Below are 16,371 nucleotides of genomic sequence, written 5' to 3'. Positions count from 1 at the left end.
CGGGGTCGACGAGGAGTGAGTTGCCACAGACCAGCATTCGCGAAGTCGCGAGGCGTGCCGGAGTTTCAGTTGGGACGGTTTCGAATGTCCTAAACCGGCCAGACCTCGTGGCCGAAGCTACCCGTGACCGCGTTCGCGCGGCGATCCAGGAGCTCGGTTTCGTCCGGAACGAGTCCGCCAGGAGGCTCCGCCAGGGCCCTCGGCGCGGCTCGGATCGCCGTGGGACATCGCCGCGCCCCCGGGCGTTCGGCATCGTCGTGGAGGACCTCACCAACCCGTACGCCACCGACGTCGCCCGCGGCGCGGAGCTGACGATCAACGACGCCGGGCACGACGCGCTCTGGCTCAGCAGCGACTACTCGCCGGACAAGGAGCGGCGCGGGCTGGAGCTGCTGATCGAGCACCAGGCCGCAGGCGCGCTGATCGTCCCGGTGGCCCTGGACGCCGCCGGGGTCGACCGGCTGCGCGCCGCGGGCGTGGCCGTCGTGCTGATCGACCATGCCGCGCCCGAGATGTGCTCGGTCCAGGTCGACCATGTCGCCGGCGGCGACATCGCGGCCGCGCACCTGCTGTCGATGGGCCGCGACCGGCTGGCCTTCGTGACCGGCGTCCCGCAGCCGCGGCCGGTCGTCGAGCGCGGCCACGGCGCCGCCCGCACGCTGGCCAAGGCCGGCGGCGGCGAGCTGCTCACGCTGACGCAGGACGGCCTGACCCCGACCGGCGGCCGGGCCGCGGCCGAGCGGCTGCTGGGCCTGTCACCGGTCCCGGACGGCGTGTTCTGCGCCAACGACCTGCTCGCGATCGGCCTGATCAACGAGCTGCTGCGGCGCGGCGTCCGGGTACCCGAGGACATCGCGGTGATCGGCTACGACGACATCGAGCTGGCCAGCAGCTCGGCCGTACCGCTGACCACGATCCGGCAGCCCCGGCTCGCGGTCGGCGAGGAGGCCGCCGAACTGGCGCTGGCCGAGTTCGGCGAGGCCGAGTCGCACCTGCACCGGCAGGTGATCCTCACCCCCGAGCTGATCGTCCGGGAGTCCGCCTGAGCCACCGGGACACTGTCGGCACGGGACTCTGTTGACAACGGATTCAATACCCGCATGCTGTCCCTATGGACCCCGCGATCGGCACGGCCGAGGTACTCGGATTCGATCCATTCGATCCGGCCTTCCGCGCCGACCCGTACACCCGCTATCGCAAGCTGGACGCCGCCGACCGGCCGATCCGGACGCCCGCCGGCCTGTGGGTCAGCACCTCGCACGCGCTGTGCGAGCAGGTGCTGCGCGATCCGCGGTTCGGCCACCGGCCCGAGAACGGCGGCCTGTGGCGCGACTCGCCGATGCGCCGCCGCTCGTTCCTGACGATGGACCCGCCCGATCACACCCGGCTGCGCCGGCTGGTGAGCAAGGCGTTCACGCCCCGGCTGATCGAACGGCTCCGCCCGCGCGCCGAGGAGCTGGTCGCCGAGCTGCTGGACGGGGCGCGCGGCGAGATCGATGTGATCGAGACGCTCGCCTACCCGCTGCCGGTCATCCTGATCAGCGAGCTGCTGGGCGTGCCCCCGGAGGACCGCGAGCTGTTCAAGGGCTGGTCGGACGCGCTCGCCCGCGGACTGGATCCCGACTTCCTGCTGCCCGCCGGTGATCTGGCCCGGCGGGACGAGGCGCGCGAGGAGTTCGCGGCGTACTTCCGTGAGCTGGCCGCGCGGCGCCGGGCCGAGCCGCGCGACGACCTGCTCAGCGCGCTGGTCGCGGTGCCGGACGACGGCGCGGCCCTCACCGAGGATGAACTGCTGGCCACCTGCGTCCTACTGCTGGTCGCCGGGCACGAGACCACCGTCAACCTGATCGGGAACGGCGCGCTGGCACTGCTGCGCCATCCGGAGCAGCTCGACCGGTTCCGTACCCGCCCCGGCGAGACGGCGGCCGCGATCGAGGAACTGCTCCGGTACGACCCGCCGGTGCAGCTCACCCTGCGCGCGGCCCTGGAGGACCGCGACCTGGGCGGGACGACGATCGCGAAGGGCGAGATGGTCCTGCTCCTCACCGGAGCCGCCAACCGCGACCCGGACGCCTTCACCGACCCGGACCGGCTGGACCTGGCCCGCTACGCCGAGGGGACGAGGTGGGCGGCAGGGCCGAACGAGACGCCGCGCCACCTCTCGTTCGGCCACGGGATCCACTTCTGCCTGGGGGCGCCCCTGGCCCGCCTTGAGGGCCAGATCGCGCTGAGACGGCTTTTCGAGCGCGATGTGGCCCTGACGGCTACCCCGCTCACCTATCGCGACAATCTCGTCCTACGGGGCGTTTCGGCGCTTCCTGTGACCATCCACTAGGTCGGCAGTGCCCTCGCTCCGGCTTCAGCGGCCCTCACTCTGCTTCGCGACCCTCACTCGGCTTCGCGGGGTCTCACTCCGGCTTCGCGAGGCTCACTCCGGCTTCACCAGCGGGAAGAGGATGGTCTCGCGGATGTTCTTGCCGGTGAAGGCCATGATCATCCGGTCGATCCCGGCGCCCATCCCGCCGGTCGGCGGCATCGCGTACTCCAGCGCCCGCAGGAAGTCCTCGTCCAGCCGCATCGCCTCGGCGTCGCCCCCGGCGGCCAGCAGCGACTGCTCGGTCAGCCGGCGGCGCTGCTCGATCGGGTCGATCAGCTCGGAGTAGGCCGTCCCCAGCTCCGTACCGAACCCGATCAGGTCCCACTTCTCGGTGAGCAGCGGCTCCTCGCGGTGCTGGCGGGTCAGCGGCGAGGTCTCCAGCGGGTAGTCCATGACGAACGTCGGCTGGACGAGCGTGTGCTCCACCAGCTCCTCGAACAGCTCCTGGACGAGCTTGCCCTGCCCCCACTTGGGGTCGTACTGGATACCGCGCCCGTCGGCGTGCTTGCGGACCTCGTCCAGCGGCGTGTGCGGGGTGATCTCCTCGCCCACCGCCTCCGAGACCGCCCCGTACAGGGTGATCCGCGGCCACTCGGGCAGCCCCAGGTCGATCTCGCGGCCGTCGTTCACCACGACCGTGGTGCCCAGCGCCGCCACCACGGCCCGCTGGTACATCCGCTGGGTCAGGTCGGCCATGTCGTTGTAGTCGAGGTACGTCCCGTACGCCTCGAGCATCGTGAACTCGGGGTTGTGGGTCGAGTCGGCGCCCTCGTTCCGGAAGTTCCGGTTGATCTCGAAGACCTTCTCGATGCCGCCGACGACCAGCCGCTTGAGGTAGAGCTCGATCGCGATCCGCAGGTACAGGTCCATGCCGTACGCGTTGATGTGCGTCGCGAACGGCCGCGCCGCCGCCCCGCCGTGGATCGGCTGCAGCATCGGGGTCTCGACCTCGAGGTACCCCTCCTCGTGCCAGAAGTCGCGGACCGCGCGCACGGTCGCGCTGCGGATCCGGGCCATCTCCCGGGCCTCGTCGTTGACGATCAGGTCCACGTACCGCTGCCGGACCCGCGCCTCCGGGTCGGTCAGGCCCGCGTGCTTCTCCGGCAGCGGCCGCAGGCACTTGGACGTGATCGCGAACCGGTCGGCCATCACCGACAGCTCGCCGCGCCGGGACGTGATGATCTCGCCCTCGACCCCGACATGGTCGCCGAGGTCGACCTCGCGCTTCCAGAAGTCGAGCTGCTCCTGCCCGACGTTGGCCAGCGACAGCATGACCTGCAGGTCACCGCTGCCGTCGCGCAGCGTGGCGAAGCACAGCTTGCCGGTGTTGCGGATCAGCATGACCCGGCCGGTGACGCCGACCTTCTCCCCCGTCTCGGTGCCCGGCTCCAGCTCGGGGTATTTCTCCCGCACCTCGGCGATGGTCGCCGTGCGGGGAAAGGTCACCGGGTACGGGTCGATCCCGCTCTCGCGGAGCCGCTCAAGCTTCTCGCGGCGTACCCGCATCTGTTCGGGCAGGTCGTCGTAGGTCTCGTCACTCACGAAATCAAGGCTATCGGCCGACCGCGATGCCCCGCGAACGAGTTCGTTACGGCGTATTGCGTTCGTAGATGAGGCGGAGGCCCACGAGGGTCAGCCAGGGCTCGAAGACGTCGATGCTGCGGGACTCCTCCAGGACCAGCGGAGCGAGACCGCCGGTGGCGATGACCTTGACCTCGTCCGGCTCGGCGGACAGCTCTTCCGACATCCGTTCGACGATGCCGTCGACCTGTCCGGCGAAGCCGAAGATGATGCCCGATTGCAGCGCTTCGACGGTGTTCTTGGCGACGACGTTCCGGGGACGGACCAGCTCGATCTTGTGCAGCTGGGCGCCGGCGGAGGACAGCGCGTCTATCGAGATCTCGATGCCGGGGGCGATGGCGCCGCCGACGTACTCGCCCTTGCTCGATACGGCGTCGAACGTGGTGGCGGTGCCGAAGTCAACCACGATCGCGGGGCCACCGTGCAGGTGGACGGCGGCCAGCGCGTTGACGATGCGGTCGGCCCCGACCTCCTTGGGGTTGTCCATCCGGACCGGGACGCCGGTCTTGACCCCGGGCTCGACGATGATGGCGGCCACGTCGCCGTAGTAGCGGCGGCACATCTCGCGCATCTCGTGCAGGACCGACGGGACGGTGGAGCAGAGCGCGATACCGCTGATGTCGGTGTCGGCCAGCAGTGGGCTCTGCTGGACCAGGCCCTGGAGGACCACGGCGATCTCGTCGGCGGTACGCCGCGGATCGGTGTTGATCCTCCAGTGCTCGATCACCTCCTCGCCCTCGAACAGGCCGAGGACGGTGTGGGTGTTACCGACGTCGATGGTGAGCAGCATCCGGTCCCCGCTGGTCAGGTGAAGTCAAGGCCGATGTCGAACACGCGCGCCGAATGTGTCAGCGCGCCTACAGCAAGGTAGTCCACACCGGTCACGGCCGCGTCTCGGGCCCGGTCAAGCGTGAGGCCGCCGCTGGCCTCGAGCTCGGCGCGGCCCGCGACGCGCCGTACCGCCTCGGTCATCTCGGCGTCACTCATGTTGTCCAGCAGGATCGCGGTGGCGCCCGCGGCCAGCGCCTCGTCCACCTGGTCGAGGGTGTCGCACTCGACCTGGACGTGCAGCGCGGGATAGACGGCCCGGATCGCCCGGTACGCGGCGGTGACCGAGCCGGCCGCGGCCACATGGTTGTCCTTGATCAGCGCGGCGTCGTTCAGGCCCATCCGGTGATTGACGCCGCCGCCGCAGCGCACCGCGTACTTCTGCAGGGCGCGCAGGCCGGCGAGGGTCTTGCGGGTGTCGCGGACCCGGGCCTCGGTCCCCTCGATCGCGTCGGCCCAGCGGCGCGTCTCGGTGGCGATCCCGGACAGGTGGGTGAGCAGGTTCAGGGCCGTACGTTCAGCGCGCAGTACGGCGCGGGTGGCGCCGGTGACGGTCAGCAGCACCTGGCCGGCCGCGACCCGTTCACCGTCGGCGACCTTGGCGGTGTGCTCGACGTCCAGCAGCCCGAAGACGACCGCGGCCACGGGGATCCCGGCGATGACACCGTCCTCGCGGGCGGTGAAGTCACCGCTCGCGACGTCGTCCGGGCCGAAGATCGGCTCGCTGGTGACGTCGACCTCGCCGTCCTCGGCCAAGGCGACCCGGACCAGGTTCTCCACAGCCTGTGGATCCAGCCCGGCGTCCCGCAGCCGCCCCTCCAGCTCGGGTGTCATGTCGCTTCCCTTCTCTCGGCTCATGGCGTGCTCGACTCATGGCGTGCTCGGCTCGCGGAGTGCTCGACTCATGGAGTGCTCGACTCGTGGCGTGTTCGCCTTTCAGGCGCTCGCTTGAGGCGAACACGCCACGAGTCAACGTGGCTCGCCCGTGGTGGTGAGGCTCGTGGTGGTGAGGTCGGTGGTGGTGAGGCCCGTGGTGGTCATGCGGATGGTTTGGTGGCGGGCCCAGGTGTCGTCGCGGTCGGGGAAGTCCTCGCGCCAGTGGCTGCCGCGGGTCTCCTCGCGGCGGAGCGCGGCGGCGACGATCGCGGTCGCGACCGTGTGCAGGTTGGTGGCCTCCCAGGCCGGCACGCCCGGCTCGACGTCCGTCCCCTGCTCGGCGTCCGCTCCGTGCTCGGCGAGGGCGCGCAGCTCGCGTTCGGCGGCGGCGAGGCCCTCGGCGTTGCGCAGGACTCCGGCGTAGGTGGTCATGATCCGCTGAATGTTCCCGCGTTCGGCGGGATCGATCAGAGCGTGGACGTCGGCGGGTGCTGTGCCGGTGCTGGAAGGAGTTCCCAGGCTGGAAGGAGTTTCCAGGTCGGAGCGCAGGGCCTCGACGATGCGTTCGGCGAAGACGAGCCCTTCGAGGAGGGAGTTGGACGCCAGGCGGTTGGCGCCGTGCACGCCCGTGCAGGCGACCTCGCCGCACGCGTAGAGGCCGGGCACCGATGTCCGGCCGTGCAGGTCGGTACGGACGCCTCCGCTGGCGTAGTGGGCCGCCGGTACGACCGGGATCGGCTCGTTCACCGGGTCGATGCCGTGGTGCCGGCAGGCGGCCAGGATGGTCGGGAAGCGCCGTTCCCAGACGCGGGCGCCCAGGTGGCGGCCGTCCAGCAGCATGTGGGACGCCCCGGTCTCGCGCATCCGGGTCATGATCCCCTTGGCCACGACATCGCGCGGTGCCAGGTCGGCCAGCTCGTGCCGGCCGAGCATGAACCGCTCGCCCGCGTGGTCGATCAGATGGGCGCCCTCGCCCCGTACCGCCTCGGAGATCAGCGGCTGCTGGCCGCGCGCGCCCTCGCCCAGCCACAGCACGGTGGGGTGGAACTGGACGAACTCCAGGTCGGTCACGTCCGCGCCGGCGCGCAGCGCGAGCGCCACGCCGTCGCCGGTCGAGACCTCGGGGTTGGTCGTGGCGGAGTACACCTGGCCGAGGCCGCCGGTGGCCAGGACGACGGCCCGCGCCCGTACCTCGACGACCTCGCCGGCCCGGCCGTCGCCGATCATGTGCAGCCTGACGCCGGCCGCGCGGCCGGTGCCGTCCTTCAGCAGGTCGAGCGCCAGGGCGTGCTCGTACACGTCCACGCCGGTGTCCTTGAGCGCGTCGAGCAGGGCGCGGCTGATCTCGGTGCCGGTGGCGTCGCCGCCCGCGTGCGCGATGCGCCGCCGGTGGTGGCCGCCCTCCCGGGTCAGCGCGATCCCGCCGTCCTCGTCCCGGTCGAACTCGGTACCGTGCGCGATGAGCCGCTGTACGGCGCCGGGGCCCTCGTCCACCAGGACCCGTACGGCCTCCTCGTCGCACAGGCCGACCCCGGCGGTGAGGGTGTCGGCGAGGTGCTCCGCCGGGCTGTCGTCGGGCGCCAGCGCCGCCGCGATGCCGCCCTGCGCCCAGCGGGTGGAGCCCTCGTCCAGGAACGCCTTGGTGACCAGCAGGACGCGCCCGTACGGCCGGAGGCGGAGCGCCACGCTGAGCCCGGCGATGCCGGAGCCGATCACGATGACGCCGGTCTCGGCGGTCCGTACGGGGGCAGGGGCGGCAAGGCTCATGACGATCTCCTCGGGGAGTCGGTTCTCGTCATTGTGACATTAACCCCGGAGGAGCGCCTTCGGCGGGGTGCCGTTCAGCGGTGCGCCAGGTCTCCGCGCAGGTCGGGGGAGCCGGGGACGGGCTCGGCGAGATCGCTGCCGACCGAGATGATCGTGTTCGACCGGTCCACGTGCACGACCTTGGGCTCGAACGCGCGGGCCTCCGCGTCGGTCATCGCGGCATAGCTGATGATGATCACCAGGTCGCCGGGCGAGACCAGCCGGGCGGCGGCGCCGTTGATGCCGATCACGCCGGAGCCGCGCTCGCCGGCGATCAGGTACGTCTCCAGCCGGGCGCCGTTGTCGATGTCCACCACGTGCACCTGCTCGCCGGGCAGCAGGTCCGCCGCGTCCAGCAGGTCCTCGTCGATGGTCAGCGACCCGACGTAGTGCAGGTCGGCCTGGGTGACGGTGGCGCGGTGGATCTTCGACTTGAACATCGTCCGGAACATCAGGACTCCTTGGGCGGGGCGAACTCGTTCGGGGCTGACTCGGGCGGGGCCAACTCGGGCGGGGCGAACCGGAGGGGCAGGTTGTCGATCAGATGGGTGGCACCGACCAGGCCCGCCGCGGCGAGCACCGCCGGGCCGGTGTAGCCGGCGTCGTCGATCTCGACGAACGTCGAGGGGTCGACCAGGACCAGGTAGTCCATGACCAGCGGCGGGTCCGCGGTCGCGGCCTTGTCCAGGACGGTACGGGCCGCGCGGACGACCTCCGCGGGACCGGCGCCGACGGCATCGGCGCCCGCCCGCAGCGCGGTCGAGAGGAACGCCGCCGTCTCCCGCTCGGCCGCCGACAGGTAGCGGTTGCGGCTGGACAGGGCCAGGCCGTCCGGCTCCCGTACGGTCGGGGCGCCCATCACCTCGACGGGCACGTTCAGGTCGGCCACCATCCGGCGGATCATGGCCAGCTGCTGGGCGTCCTTCTCCCCGAAGATCGCCATGTCCGGCCGTACCAGCTGGAACAACTTCATGACGACGGTCAGCATTCCGTCGAAGTGGCCCGGCCGCGCGGCCCCCTCGACCACCGCGCCCATCGGCCCGGACTTGATCGTGACCTGCGGCCGGGACGGGTACATCACCGAGCCGGACGGCGCGAAGACCAGGTCCACGCCCTCGGCCGCGCAGATCGCGAGATCGTCGTCCAGCGTGCGCGGGTAGCGGTCGAAGTCCTCGTCCGGCCCGAACTGCAGCGGGTTGACGAAGATGCTGACCGCGACCGTGTCCGCGCTCTCCCGCGCGAGCCGGATCAGCGACCGGTGCCCTTCGTGCAGCGCCCCCATGGTCGGCACCAGCGCCAGCGTGCCCCGCACACCGGAACGCGCCGCGGCCAACTCCTCCCGCGTCCGCGAAACCACCAGCGTGCCCGCCTGCTCAGCCACCGTGTCCCCTTCGTCAGTCCGCCAGCGCTTCGAGGAGCCGTTCGGCGTCCTCGGGCTTGAGCAGGCCGGCCGCGAGCGCGCGGTCGGCGGTCAGCCGGGCCAGCGCCACGTACGCGCCGCGCCCCTCGGGCGAGACCCGGCCCAGCTCGCCGACGTGCTCGGCGACCGTGCCGGCGTCGCCGCGGGCGACCGGGCCGGTGAGGCCGTCGATGCCGAGCCGCAGCGCGTTGTCCAGGGAGGCGCCCAGCAGCGGGCCGAGCATCCGGCCCGGCTCGGCGACCCCGGCCTTGCCGAGCAGGTCCATCGACTCCACGACCAGCGTGACCAGGTGGTTGGCGGCGCCCGCCAGGGCTGCGTGGTAGAGCGCACGGCGGTCCTCGGCGATCCAGGACGGCTCGCCGCCCATCTCCAGTACCAGCGCCTCGGCGACCGGGCGCAGCGCCTCGGGCGCCGTGACGCCGAACGAGCTGCCGGACAGCCGGTTCACGTCGTCGGGACGGCCGGTGAACGTCATGACCGGGTGCAGGGCCAGCGGGAGGCCGCCGGCCCTCGTGATGGGGTCCAGCACGGCGATCCCGTACCGGCCGCTGGTGTGCGCGACGAGTTTGCCGGTGAACGGCACTTCGGCGGCGACCAGCCCGGCGGCCAGCTCCGGCAGGACGTCGTCGGGGACGGTCAGCAGCACCAGATCGGCGGCCTGGACCACTTCCTGCGGGGTGACCAGGGCGGCGCCGGGAAGGCGTTCCTCGGTACGCCGCAGCGAGGTCTCGGAGACCGCTGCCGCCGCGACCACCCGGTGGCCGGCGTGGGCCAGGGCCACACCGAGCGCCGTACCGACACGTCCCGCTCCGACCACGCCGACCGTCAGCCGCGCGGGCCTGTCCTCGGGACGCGGGGCGTTACCGGCGGCGCCGTTTTCGGGCGCGCCGGAGGAAGGCGTGCGCTGTCCATCCATGTTCTCGTTCCAGTCCTCAAGGTAGGTACCGGACGTGCGCGACCCAGCGTACCCGCGCGTCGGCGGCCGCACAGCACCGCGGTGACCCGAGATCCACGCGGCGCCGACACTCACGTTCCGGCAAGGATTCGACTACCGAACGTTACGGAACGTTCGATGCCGACGCCACATTCCCGGCCTCTTTCCTTGGAACCCTTGCCGCGATCATCCGGCGCGCGGTAACTCTGAGTAGCGCTGGTCGCGCGGAGTGATGACAGACACTCCGCCAACGGCTCCGCCCCCATCGCTCATCCCGTACGAACGATGGGGGCGGAGCATCCGCCGGGCGGATGGACCGGGTCACCCGGACGACCGGGCCACACGTACGACCAGGTGACACGGACGGTCAGGTCACACGGACGACCGGCTCAGTCGAACGACAGCGACTCCACGATCGAGGCCTTGGCCGCCCGCCGGGCCGGCAGCACGGCGGCGAGCATCCCCGCGGCCCCGGCCAGCACCATGAACCCGGCGATCTGCAGGTACGGCAGCGCGAAGACGGCGGACTCGCCCATCGACTGCGTCGCCGCCCAGCCGAACGCCACCCCGAGCAGTACCCCGGTCAAGGCACCGATCACGGCCATGACCAGCGCCTCCACCGACAGCATCCGGCGCAGCTGCCGCTTGGTCAGCCCGAGCGCCCGCAGCAGCGCGGACTCGCGGGTCCGTTCCACCACCGACAGTGTCAGCGTGTTGGCGATCCCGAACAGCGCGATCACGATCGCCAGCGCCAGCAGCCCGCCGAACACCAGCAGCAGCGTGTCGATCGCCTTGGTGAACTCCTCCCGGATCTCGGCGCCCGAGGTGTACTTGGCGGTCGGGTACGGGCGGGCCGCCTCGTCCACGGCCGCCCGCGCCCGCTCGGCCGTGACGCCGCCGGCGGCCGTGACGAAGATCCGGTACGGGTCGGAGTTCGCCCCGTACAGCCGGCCGAAGTCCGCCTCGGTCAGCAGCAGCCCCTCCATCGGCACGTTGCCGCCGTAGATGGCGGCCACCTTCACCTGGAGCCCGGGGCCCTGCGCGCGGGGAATGTCACCCTCGCCCTTGCTCTCCGGTACGGCCCTGACCGTCACGGTCTGCCCGGCCCGCAGGTTCTGTGCCTTGGCGGTCTCCTCGTCCAGCAGGGCCGCGCCGTCGCGCAGGTCGCCCGCGGAACCGCTGGCGAAGGTCGGCTTGATGACCTCGCCCAGGGCGGACTGGGTGATCGAGCCGACCGTGCCGTCCTGCCCGGCGATCTCGCCGTCCCGCAGCCGCTGCTCGATCACCGCGCCGAGCTCGGAACGGCCGCGCAGGCTCTGCGCCAGCGCGTGCGGGACCTTCGGGTCCTCGTCGCCGTACTGGGGCTGGATCTGGAAGTCCATCGGGAACTGCTCGTTCAGCTGCTGGGTGGAGGTGGCCTTGCCGCTTGCGGCGATCACCGCGAACAGGCTCATCAGGCCGACCCCGATGGTCAGCGCGATCGTCGTGGTCGCGGTGCGCCGGGGCGAGCGGCGGGCGTTCTCGACCGCGAGCCGTCCCGGGACGCCGGCGGCCCGTCCGGGCAGCGCGCCGACGACCCGGCCCAGCGGCCGGACCAGCGCGGGCATCAGGGCGATCACCGCGAGGAACACCAGGGCTCCTCCGGCCGCGACCGCGTACATCGCCGTCTCGCCCTTCTCCATGACGACCGAGCCCAGGAGCGCGACCGTGAAGCCCAGCGCGCCGAACAGCCCGGTCAGGATCGCGCGCGGCCAGCCGAGGCGGAACCGCGCGCTGCCGGGCTCCAGTTCGGAACGGAGCGCGACGACGGGCGGCACCCGGGTCGCGGCGCGCGCGGGCAGGATCGCCGCCAGCACGGTCACGACGACGCCGACGGCCAGGCCGACCAGCACGGTACGGGGCGCCAGGGTGACGTCCCCGGCGCTCATCGCGGGACCCGCCGGGCCGCTGACGCCGAACGCGTCCAGCAGCGCCAGCATCCCGGCGCCCAGGCCCAGCCCGGCCAGCAGGCCGAGCAGCGAGCCGACGAGCCCGACCACGACCGACTCGATCAGGACGCCGCCGAAGACCTGCCGGCGGGTCGCGCCGACACAGCGCAGCAGCGCCATCTCGCGCATCCGCTGCGCGATCAGGATCGAGAACGTGTTGTAGATGACCAGCGCCGAGACCAGCATCGCGACCAGGCCGAACAGCAGCAGCCCGGTACGGATGATCTTGGTGTCGGCGCCCGCGGCGGAGGCCAGCTCGTCGGCCAGCGCGCTGCCCGTCAGCACCCGGTGCTCGCCTTGGCCGACGGCCGCGGCGACCGCGGTACGGTCCGCGCCGGCGACGTTGATCTCGGCGTACGTCCGCTCGCCGGTCATCCGGATCGCGGTGGCGGTGTCGAAGCCGACCGAGCCGCGGAAGGCGGCGTCGCTGTCGAGGCCGACGCCGATCAGGCCGACCACGGTGAACGTGTGCGTGGCCTTCCGGCCGTCCAGCACCGTGACGGTGTCGCCGACCTTGAACTTCTCGCGCGAGGCGACCCGCGAGTCCAGGACGGCCTCGTTCGGCCCGTTCGGTGCCCGGCCCTGGTCGAACTCGTACCGGGGCATCCGGCCGCCGGTGACCGAGATCCCGAGCGTCGGGACGTCGCCGACCGCCTTGCCGTCCTTGCCGATCAGCGCGGCGTCGCCCCGGACCCGGCCCTGGGCCTCCTGGACGCCCGGTACCGAGCGGATCCGGGCCAGCATCTCGGCGGGCAGGCCGTCCTCGGCCTCGTCCGACGGCAGCACCGCCACGTCCACCTTGTCGGCGGACTGGGCGAAGGACTTCTGGACCCCCGCCTGCATGGTGTCGGTCAGGACGAACGTCCCGCCGATGAACCCCACCCCGAGGGTGATCGCGACCGCCGTCAGCAGCAGCCGCAGCTTGTGGGCCCGCAGGCCCGCGAGTGTCGTCTTCAGCATCGGTCAGCCGCCCAGGCTCTTGAGGCGGTCCAGGACGGTGTCGGGCGTCGGCCCGTACAGCTCGGTGACGATCTCGCCGTCGCGCAGGAACACCACCCGGTCGGCGTACGAGGCGGCCACCGGGTCGTGCGTGACCATGACGATCGTCCGGCCCATCTCGCGGACGGAGGTCCGCAGGAAGCCGAGCACCTCGGCGCTGGACGTGGAGTCCAGGTTGCCGGTCGGCTCGTCCGCGAAGATCACCTCGGGCCGGGAGACCAGCGCCCGCGCGCAGGCGACCCGCTGCTGCTGCCCGCCGGACAGCTCGCCGGGCCGGTGGCTCAGCCGGTCCCGCAGCCCGACCACCTCCACCACCTGGTCGAACCACGCTCGATCCGGCTTGCGCCCGGCCAGCTGGGAGGGCAGCAGGATGTTCTGCTCGGCCGTCAGCGTGGGCAGCAGGTTGAACGCCTGGAAAACGAACCCGACCCGCTCCCGGCGCAGCAGCGTGAGCTGCCGGTCGTTCATCCCGGTGATCTCGGCGTCGCCCAGCATGATCCGGCCGCCGCTGACGGTGTCGAGCCCGGCCAGGCAGTGCATCAGCGTCGACTTGCCCGATCCGGACGGCCCCATGATCGCGGTGAAGGCCCCGGCGGCGAACCCGACGGAGACTCCGCGCAGGGCGTGCACGGCCGCGTCACCCGTCCCGTACACCTTGGTCACCTCGGTGGCCCGCGCGGCCGGCGGTGCCGTTCCCGCGCTCGGCGCCGGTCCGGGCGGGGTGGTGAACGTACTGGTCACGTTGGCTCCTTCGGGTCACGGCGAGCAGGTGTCCTGGCAAACAGGTGTCCTGGCAAACAGGGGTCCTGGCGAGCTGATCTCGGCCATCACCAACGTTAGGAACGGCCGCCCTCCGTGCCATCGACCGCGCGGCCACGCTTGGCATCAGCATCAGGGCGGGTTCCGGCGCCGCCGTACGACTTGAGTCGTACGCGATCGTCACCGCACCGGCTTACAGGCCACGTACGCACAGAGGGCTCGTATGCACAGAGGGCTCGTACGCACAAAGGGCCCGTACGGACGCAGGGCCCGTACGCACGCGAAAGCGCCGGTGACCCCCGGAGCGGGGTCACCGGCGCTTTCGGTGTGGTGTTACGAGCGGTGTTACGAGTGGTGACCCTTGCCGTGGTGCCGCGGGTACACGGTGGCGTTGCCCTCGCACCCGGCGCCGGAGTCGCTCAGGACCGCGATCACCTGGACGTTGTTGCCGCACGCGGTGACCGGGACGGAGACCGGCGCGATCACCTGGTTGCCCGAGACGGCGCTGTTGTCGTTCGTGGTGTAGGCGTCGGCGCTGGCCGCCCCGGCGGCGGCCATGATGGCGCCGGAGACGGCGAAGGTCAGAACGCCGGTCGCTGCGAGCTTCTTGAGCACGTGGATCCTCCCGTACGTGGGGGCCGTAGGCCCTTCCTGCATTCACATGCGCATGCCGTCACGATCAACGTGACGTCACGTACGGTAGTTATTCAACTACTCATTGGTAATGCAAACGGTAAGCCGGGTTCGCGCACGAAAGGTCATCGAACGGTAATCGGCCTGTTACATAGAGTCACCCATTTGTCCACTCTTGACCAGGCCCGTCTCGTACGCGAAGACCACCGCCTGGACCCGGTCCCGCAGCTCCAGCTTCATCAGGATCCGCCCCATATGCGTCTTGACCGTGGCCTCCGACACGTACAGCCGTTCGGCGATCTCGGCGTTGGACAGCCCGCGGGCCACCAGCCGCAGCACCTGGTCCTCGCGCGCGGTCAGCGAGTCCAGTGCCCCGCTCGCCGCCCGCCGCTCCTCGTCCGGCAGATGCACCGCGAACCGGTCCAGCAGCCGCCGGGTCGTGCTCGGCGCCACCACCGCGTCCCCCGAGTGCACCGACTTGATCGCCTCGATCAGCTGGGCCGGCCCCGCGTCCTTCAGCAGGAACCCGGCGGCCCCGGCCTTGATCGCCGCGAACGCGTACTCGTCCAGGTCGAACGTGGTCAGGATGATCACCTTGGCGGTGCCGTCCGAGGTGATCCGCCGGGTCGCCTCGATCCCGTCCATCCGCGGCATCCGCACGTCCATCAGCACCACGTCGGCGGCGGTGTGCCGCAGCCGTTCCAGCGCCTGCGCCCCGTCCCCGGCCTCGCCGACGACCTCGATGTCCGGCTGCGCGTCCAGCACCATCGTGAAGCCCGCCCGCACCAGCTCCTGATCGTCCACGAGCAGCACCCGCACGGGCCGCGAAGAATCCTCGAACTCGCTCAACATGGTGCCTCGCTCAACATGGTGCCTCGCTCAACATCGTGCCTCACTCAAAATGCTGCCTCGCTCAAATCTTGGCCTCCTCGCGTACCGGAATGCGTGCGACGACCTGGAAACCGCCGCCGGGGCGGGGGCCGGCCTCGACACCGCCGCCGTAGACGGCGGCGCGCTCGCGCATCCCCATCAGCCCGTGCCCGCGCCCGTCGTTGTGGGCGCTGGCTCCCCGGCCGTCGTCGGTGACGCGGATCTCGATCGCGTCGTCACCGTAATGCAGGCACACCCGCGCCGTGGCGCGGGGCCCGCCGTGCTTGAGGGTGTTGGTCAGCGACTCCTGGACGATCCGGAAGATGGTCAGCTGCCGGCCCTCGGAGATCTCCAGCGGTACGCCCTCGACCGCGAACTCCAGCGGCAGCCCGGCGTCCCTGATCTGCGCCACCAGGTCGGTGAGCTGCTCCACCCCCGGCTGCGGCGCGTACGAGCCGCCGTCATCGGTCTCCCGCAGGACCCCGAGCATCCGGCGCATCTCGGCCAGCGCCTGCCGGCCGGTCGCCGAGATCGCCTCCAGTGCCTGCCGGGCCCGCTCGGTGTCGGTCTCGATCGCGTACGAGGCGCCGTCGGCCTGCACCACGATCACGCTCACGTTGTGCGCGACGACATCGTGCAGCTCTCGGGCGATCCGGGCGCGCTCCGAGGCCATCGCGATCTGTACCTCGGTGTCGCGCTCGCGTTCCAGCCGCTCGGCCCGCAATTCCACCGAGCGCAGGTACTGCCGCCGGGTCCGCATGTACAGCCCGAGCAGCCAGACGCCGCCGACCAGCACCGAGAGTGTGAGGAGCCCGTACCGCTGATTCCCCCAGCCGGACATGAACCGGAACGTGGCCAGGACCGCCCCGAACTCGGCGACCACCGCGGCCGCGACAGCCCAGCGGAATGTCAGGTACGCGGCGATCGTGTAGAGCGCGACCAGCACGGCCATGTTGGCCGCCACCGGCGGCTTGTTCACCACGACCTGGGCGAACGACAGCAGCGCGACCGTTGCGAAGACCGAGCGCGGGTAGAGCCGGCGCAGGGCGAGCGGGAGTATCAGCGCGCACGACCACGCCAGGTAGATCTCGACCGGCATTGCCCAGATGTCCCCGGCGAGTCCCGTCACGACGAAGAGGGCGAGTGGAGCCGCGAAGAGCGCGTCCACGAGCGGCTTGGTGCCGCGACACCGGTTCCACAGTCTCGCCCACATGGAATGAAGCCTATTTCCCGAGGACAAAGCCTGGATCAACCCGAAGGTGGACCCCCGTACGCCGCGAGGATGGCCGGCGGCTCCCCG

General features: G+C 71.4%; 14 protein-coding genes. 2 read left to right on the top strand and 12 right to left on the bottom strand.

The features are described 5' to 3' along the window. The first annotated feature begins 20 nt into the window (after positions 1-20). Together ACH34Q_RS18020 and ACH34Q_RS18015 are read left to right on the top strand one after the other, a co-directional pair. Entirely contained in the window at positions 21-1,046 is a 1,026-nt protein-coding gene (locus ACH34Q_RS18020; RefSeq protein WP_395984105.1) for a LacI family DNA-binding transcriptional regulator, read from the top strand. Between the two features lie 65 nt (positions 1,047-1,111). Next, on the top strand, positions 1,112-2,335 hold the full coding sequence (locus tag ACH34Q_RS18015; RefSeq protein ID WP_395984104.1) for a cytochrome P450: 1,224 nt from the start codon (positions 1,112-1,114) through the stop codon (positions 2,333-2,335). Between the two features lie 93 nt (positions 2,336-2,428). Here ACH34Q_RS18015 and lysX read toward each other — a convergent pair whose 3' ends face one another. The 12 genes from lysX to ACH34Q_RS17955 form a co-directional block, all read right to left on the bottom strand. Then, positions 2,429-3,976, bottom strand: a complete 1,548-nt coding sequence (lysX, locus tag ACH34Q_RS18010) for a bifunctional lysylphosphatidylglycerol synthetase/lysine--tRNA ligase LysX (protein ID WP_395984280.1) — start codon at positions 3,974-3,976, stop codon at positions 2,429-2,431. Next, positions 3,966-4,748, bottom strand: coding sequence for a type III pantothenate kinase (locus ACH34Q_RS18005; protein ID WP_395984103.1), 783 nt, complete (start codon positions 4,746-4,748; stop codon positions 3,966-3,968). Before ACH34Q_RS18005 ends, lysX begins: the two co-directional genes overlap by 11 nt. A 14-nt stretch (positions 4,749-4,762) precedes the next feature. Then, positions 4,763-5,620, bottom strand: coding sequence for a carboxylating nicotinate-nucleotide diphosphorylase (gene nadC / locus ACH34Q_RS18000; protein WP_395984102.1), 858 nt, complete (start codon positions 5,618-5,620; stop codon positions 4,763-4,765). Between the two features lie 135 nt (positions 5,621-5,755). After that, positions 5,756-7,429, bottom strand: coding sequence for an L-aspartate oxidase (locus ACH34Q_RS17995; protein WP_395984101.1), 1,674 nt, complete (start codon positions 7,427-7,429; stop codon positions 5,756-5,758). A 74-nt stretch (positions 7,430-7,503) separates the two neighbouring features. Beyond that, positions 7,504-7,920, bottom strand: coding sequence for an aspartate 1-decarboxylase (gene panD, locus ACH34Q_RS17990; protein ID WP_395984100.1), 417 nt, complete (start codon positions 7,918-7,920; stop codon positions 7,504-7,506). Beyond that, positions 7,920-8,849: a pantoate--beta-alanine ligase gene (panC, locus tag ACH34Q_RS17985; protein ID WP_395984099.1), complete on the bottom strand. Its 930-nt coding sequence runs from the start codon at positions 8,847-8,849 to the stop codon at positions 7,920-7,922. The genes panD and panC overlap by 1 nt, the downstream gene beginning before the upstream one ends. A 13-nt stretch (positions 8,850-8,862) precedes the next feature. Next, on the bottom strand, positions 8,863-9,804 hold the full coding sequence (locus tag ACH34Q_RS17980; RefSeq protein ID WP_395984098.1) for a Rossmann-like and DUF2520 domain-containing protein: 942 nt from the start codon (positions 9,802-9,804) through the stop codon (positions 8,863-8,865). Between the two features lie 407 nt (positions 9,805-10,211). Then, a complete protein-coding gene (locus ACH34Q_RS17975) occupies positions 10,212-12,770 on the bottom strand; it encodes an ABC transporter permease (RefSeq protein ID WP_395984097.1) in 2,559 nt (852 codons plus the stop codon). Positions 12,771-12,773: 3 nt separating this feature from the next. Then, entirely contained in the window at positions 12,774-13,550 is a 777-nt protein-coding gene (locus ACH34Q_RS17970; protein ID WP_395984096.1) for an ABC transporter ATP-binding protein, read from the bottom strand. A gap of 363 nt (positions 13,551-13,913) precedes the next feature. Further along, on the bottom strand, positions 13,914-14,183 hold the full coding sequence (locus tag ACH34Q_RS17965) for a chaplin family protein (RefSeq protein WP_395984095.1): 270 nt from the start codon (positions 14,181-14,183) through the stop codon (positions 13,914-13,916). Positions 14,184-14,348: 165 nt separating this feature from the next. Beyond that, the gene (locus ACH34Q_RS17960) at positions 14,349-15,053 is read right to left on the bottom strand and encodes a response regulator (protein WP_395984094.1); all 705 of its coding nucleotides are present in this window, start codon (positions 15,051-15,053) and stop codon (positions 14,349-14,351) included. Between the two features lie 61 nt (positions 15,054-15,114). After that, positions 15,115-16,284 (bottom strand): sensor histidine kinase, encoded by a 1,170-nt coding sequence (locus tag ACH34Q_RS17955; RefSeq protein WP_395984093.1) that lies wholly within the window; start codon positions 16,282-16,284, stop codon positions 15,115-15,117. Between the last annotated feature and the right edge of the window lie 87 nt (positions 16,285-16,371).

Source organism: Actinomadura sp. 9N407 (assembly GCF_044326315.1).
In the GTDB taxonomy this organism is placed as follows: Bacteria; Actinomycetota; Actinomycetes; order Streptosporangiales; family Streptosporangiaceae; genus Spirillospora.
This window is presented reverse-complemented; position numbering and strand designations above follow the sequence as displayed.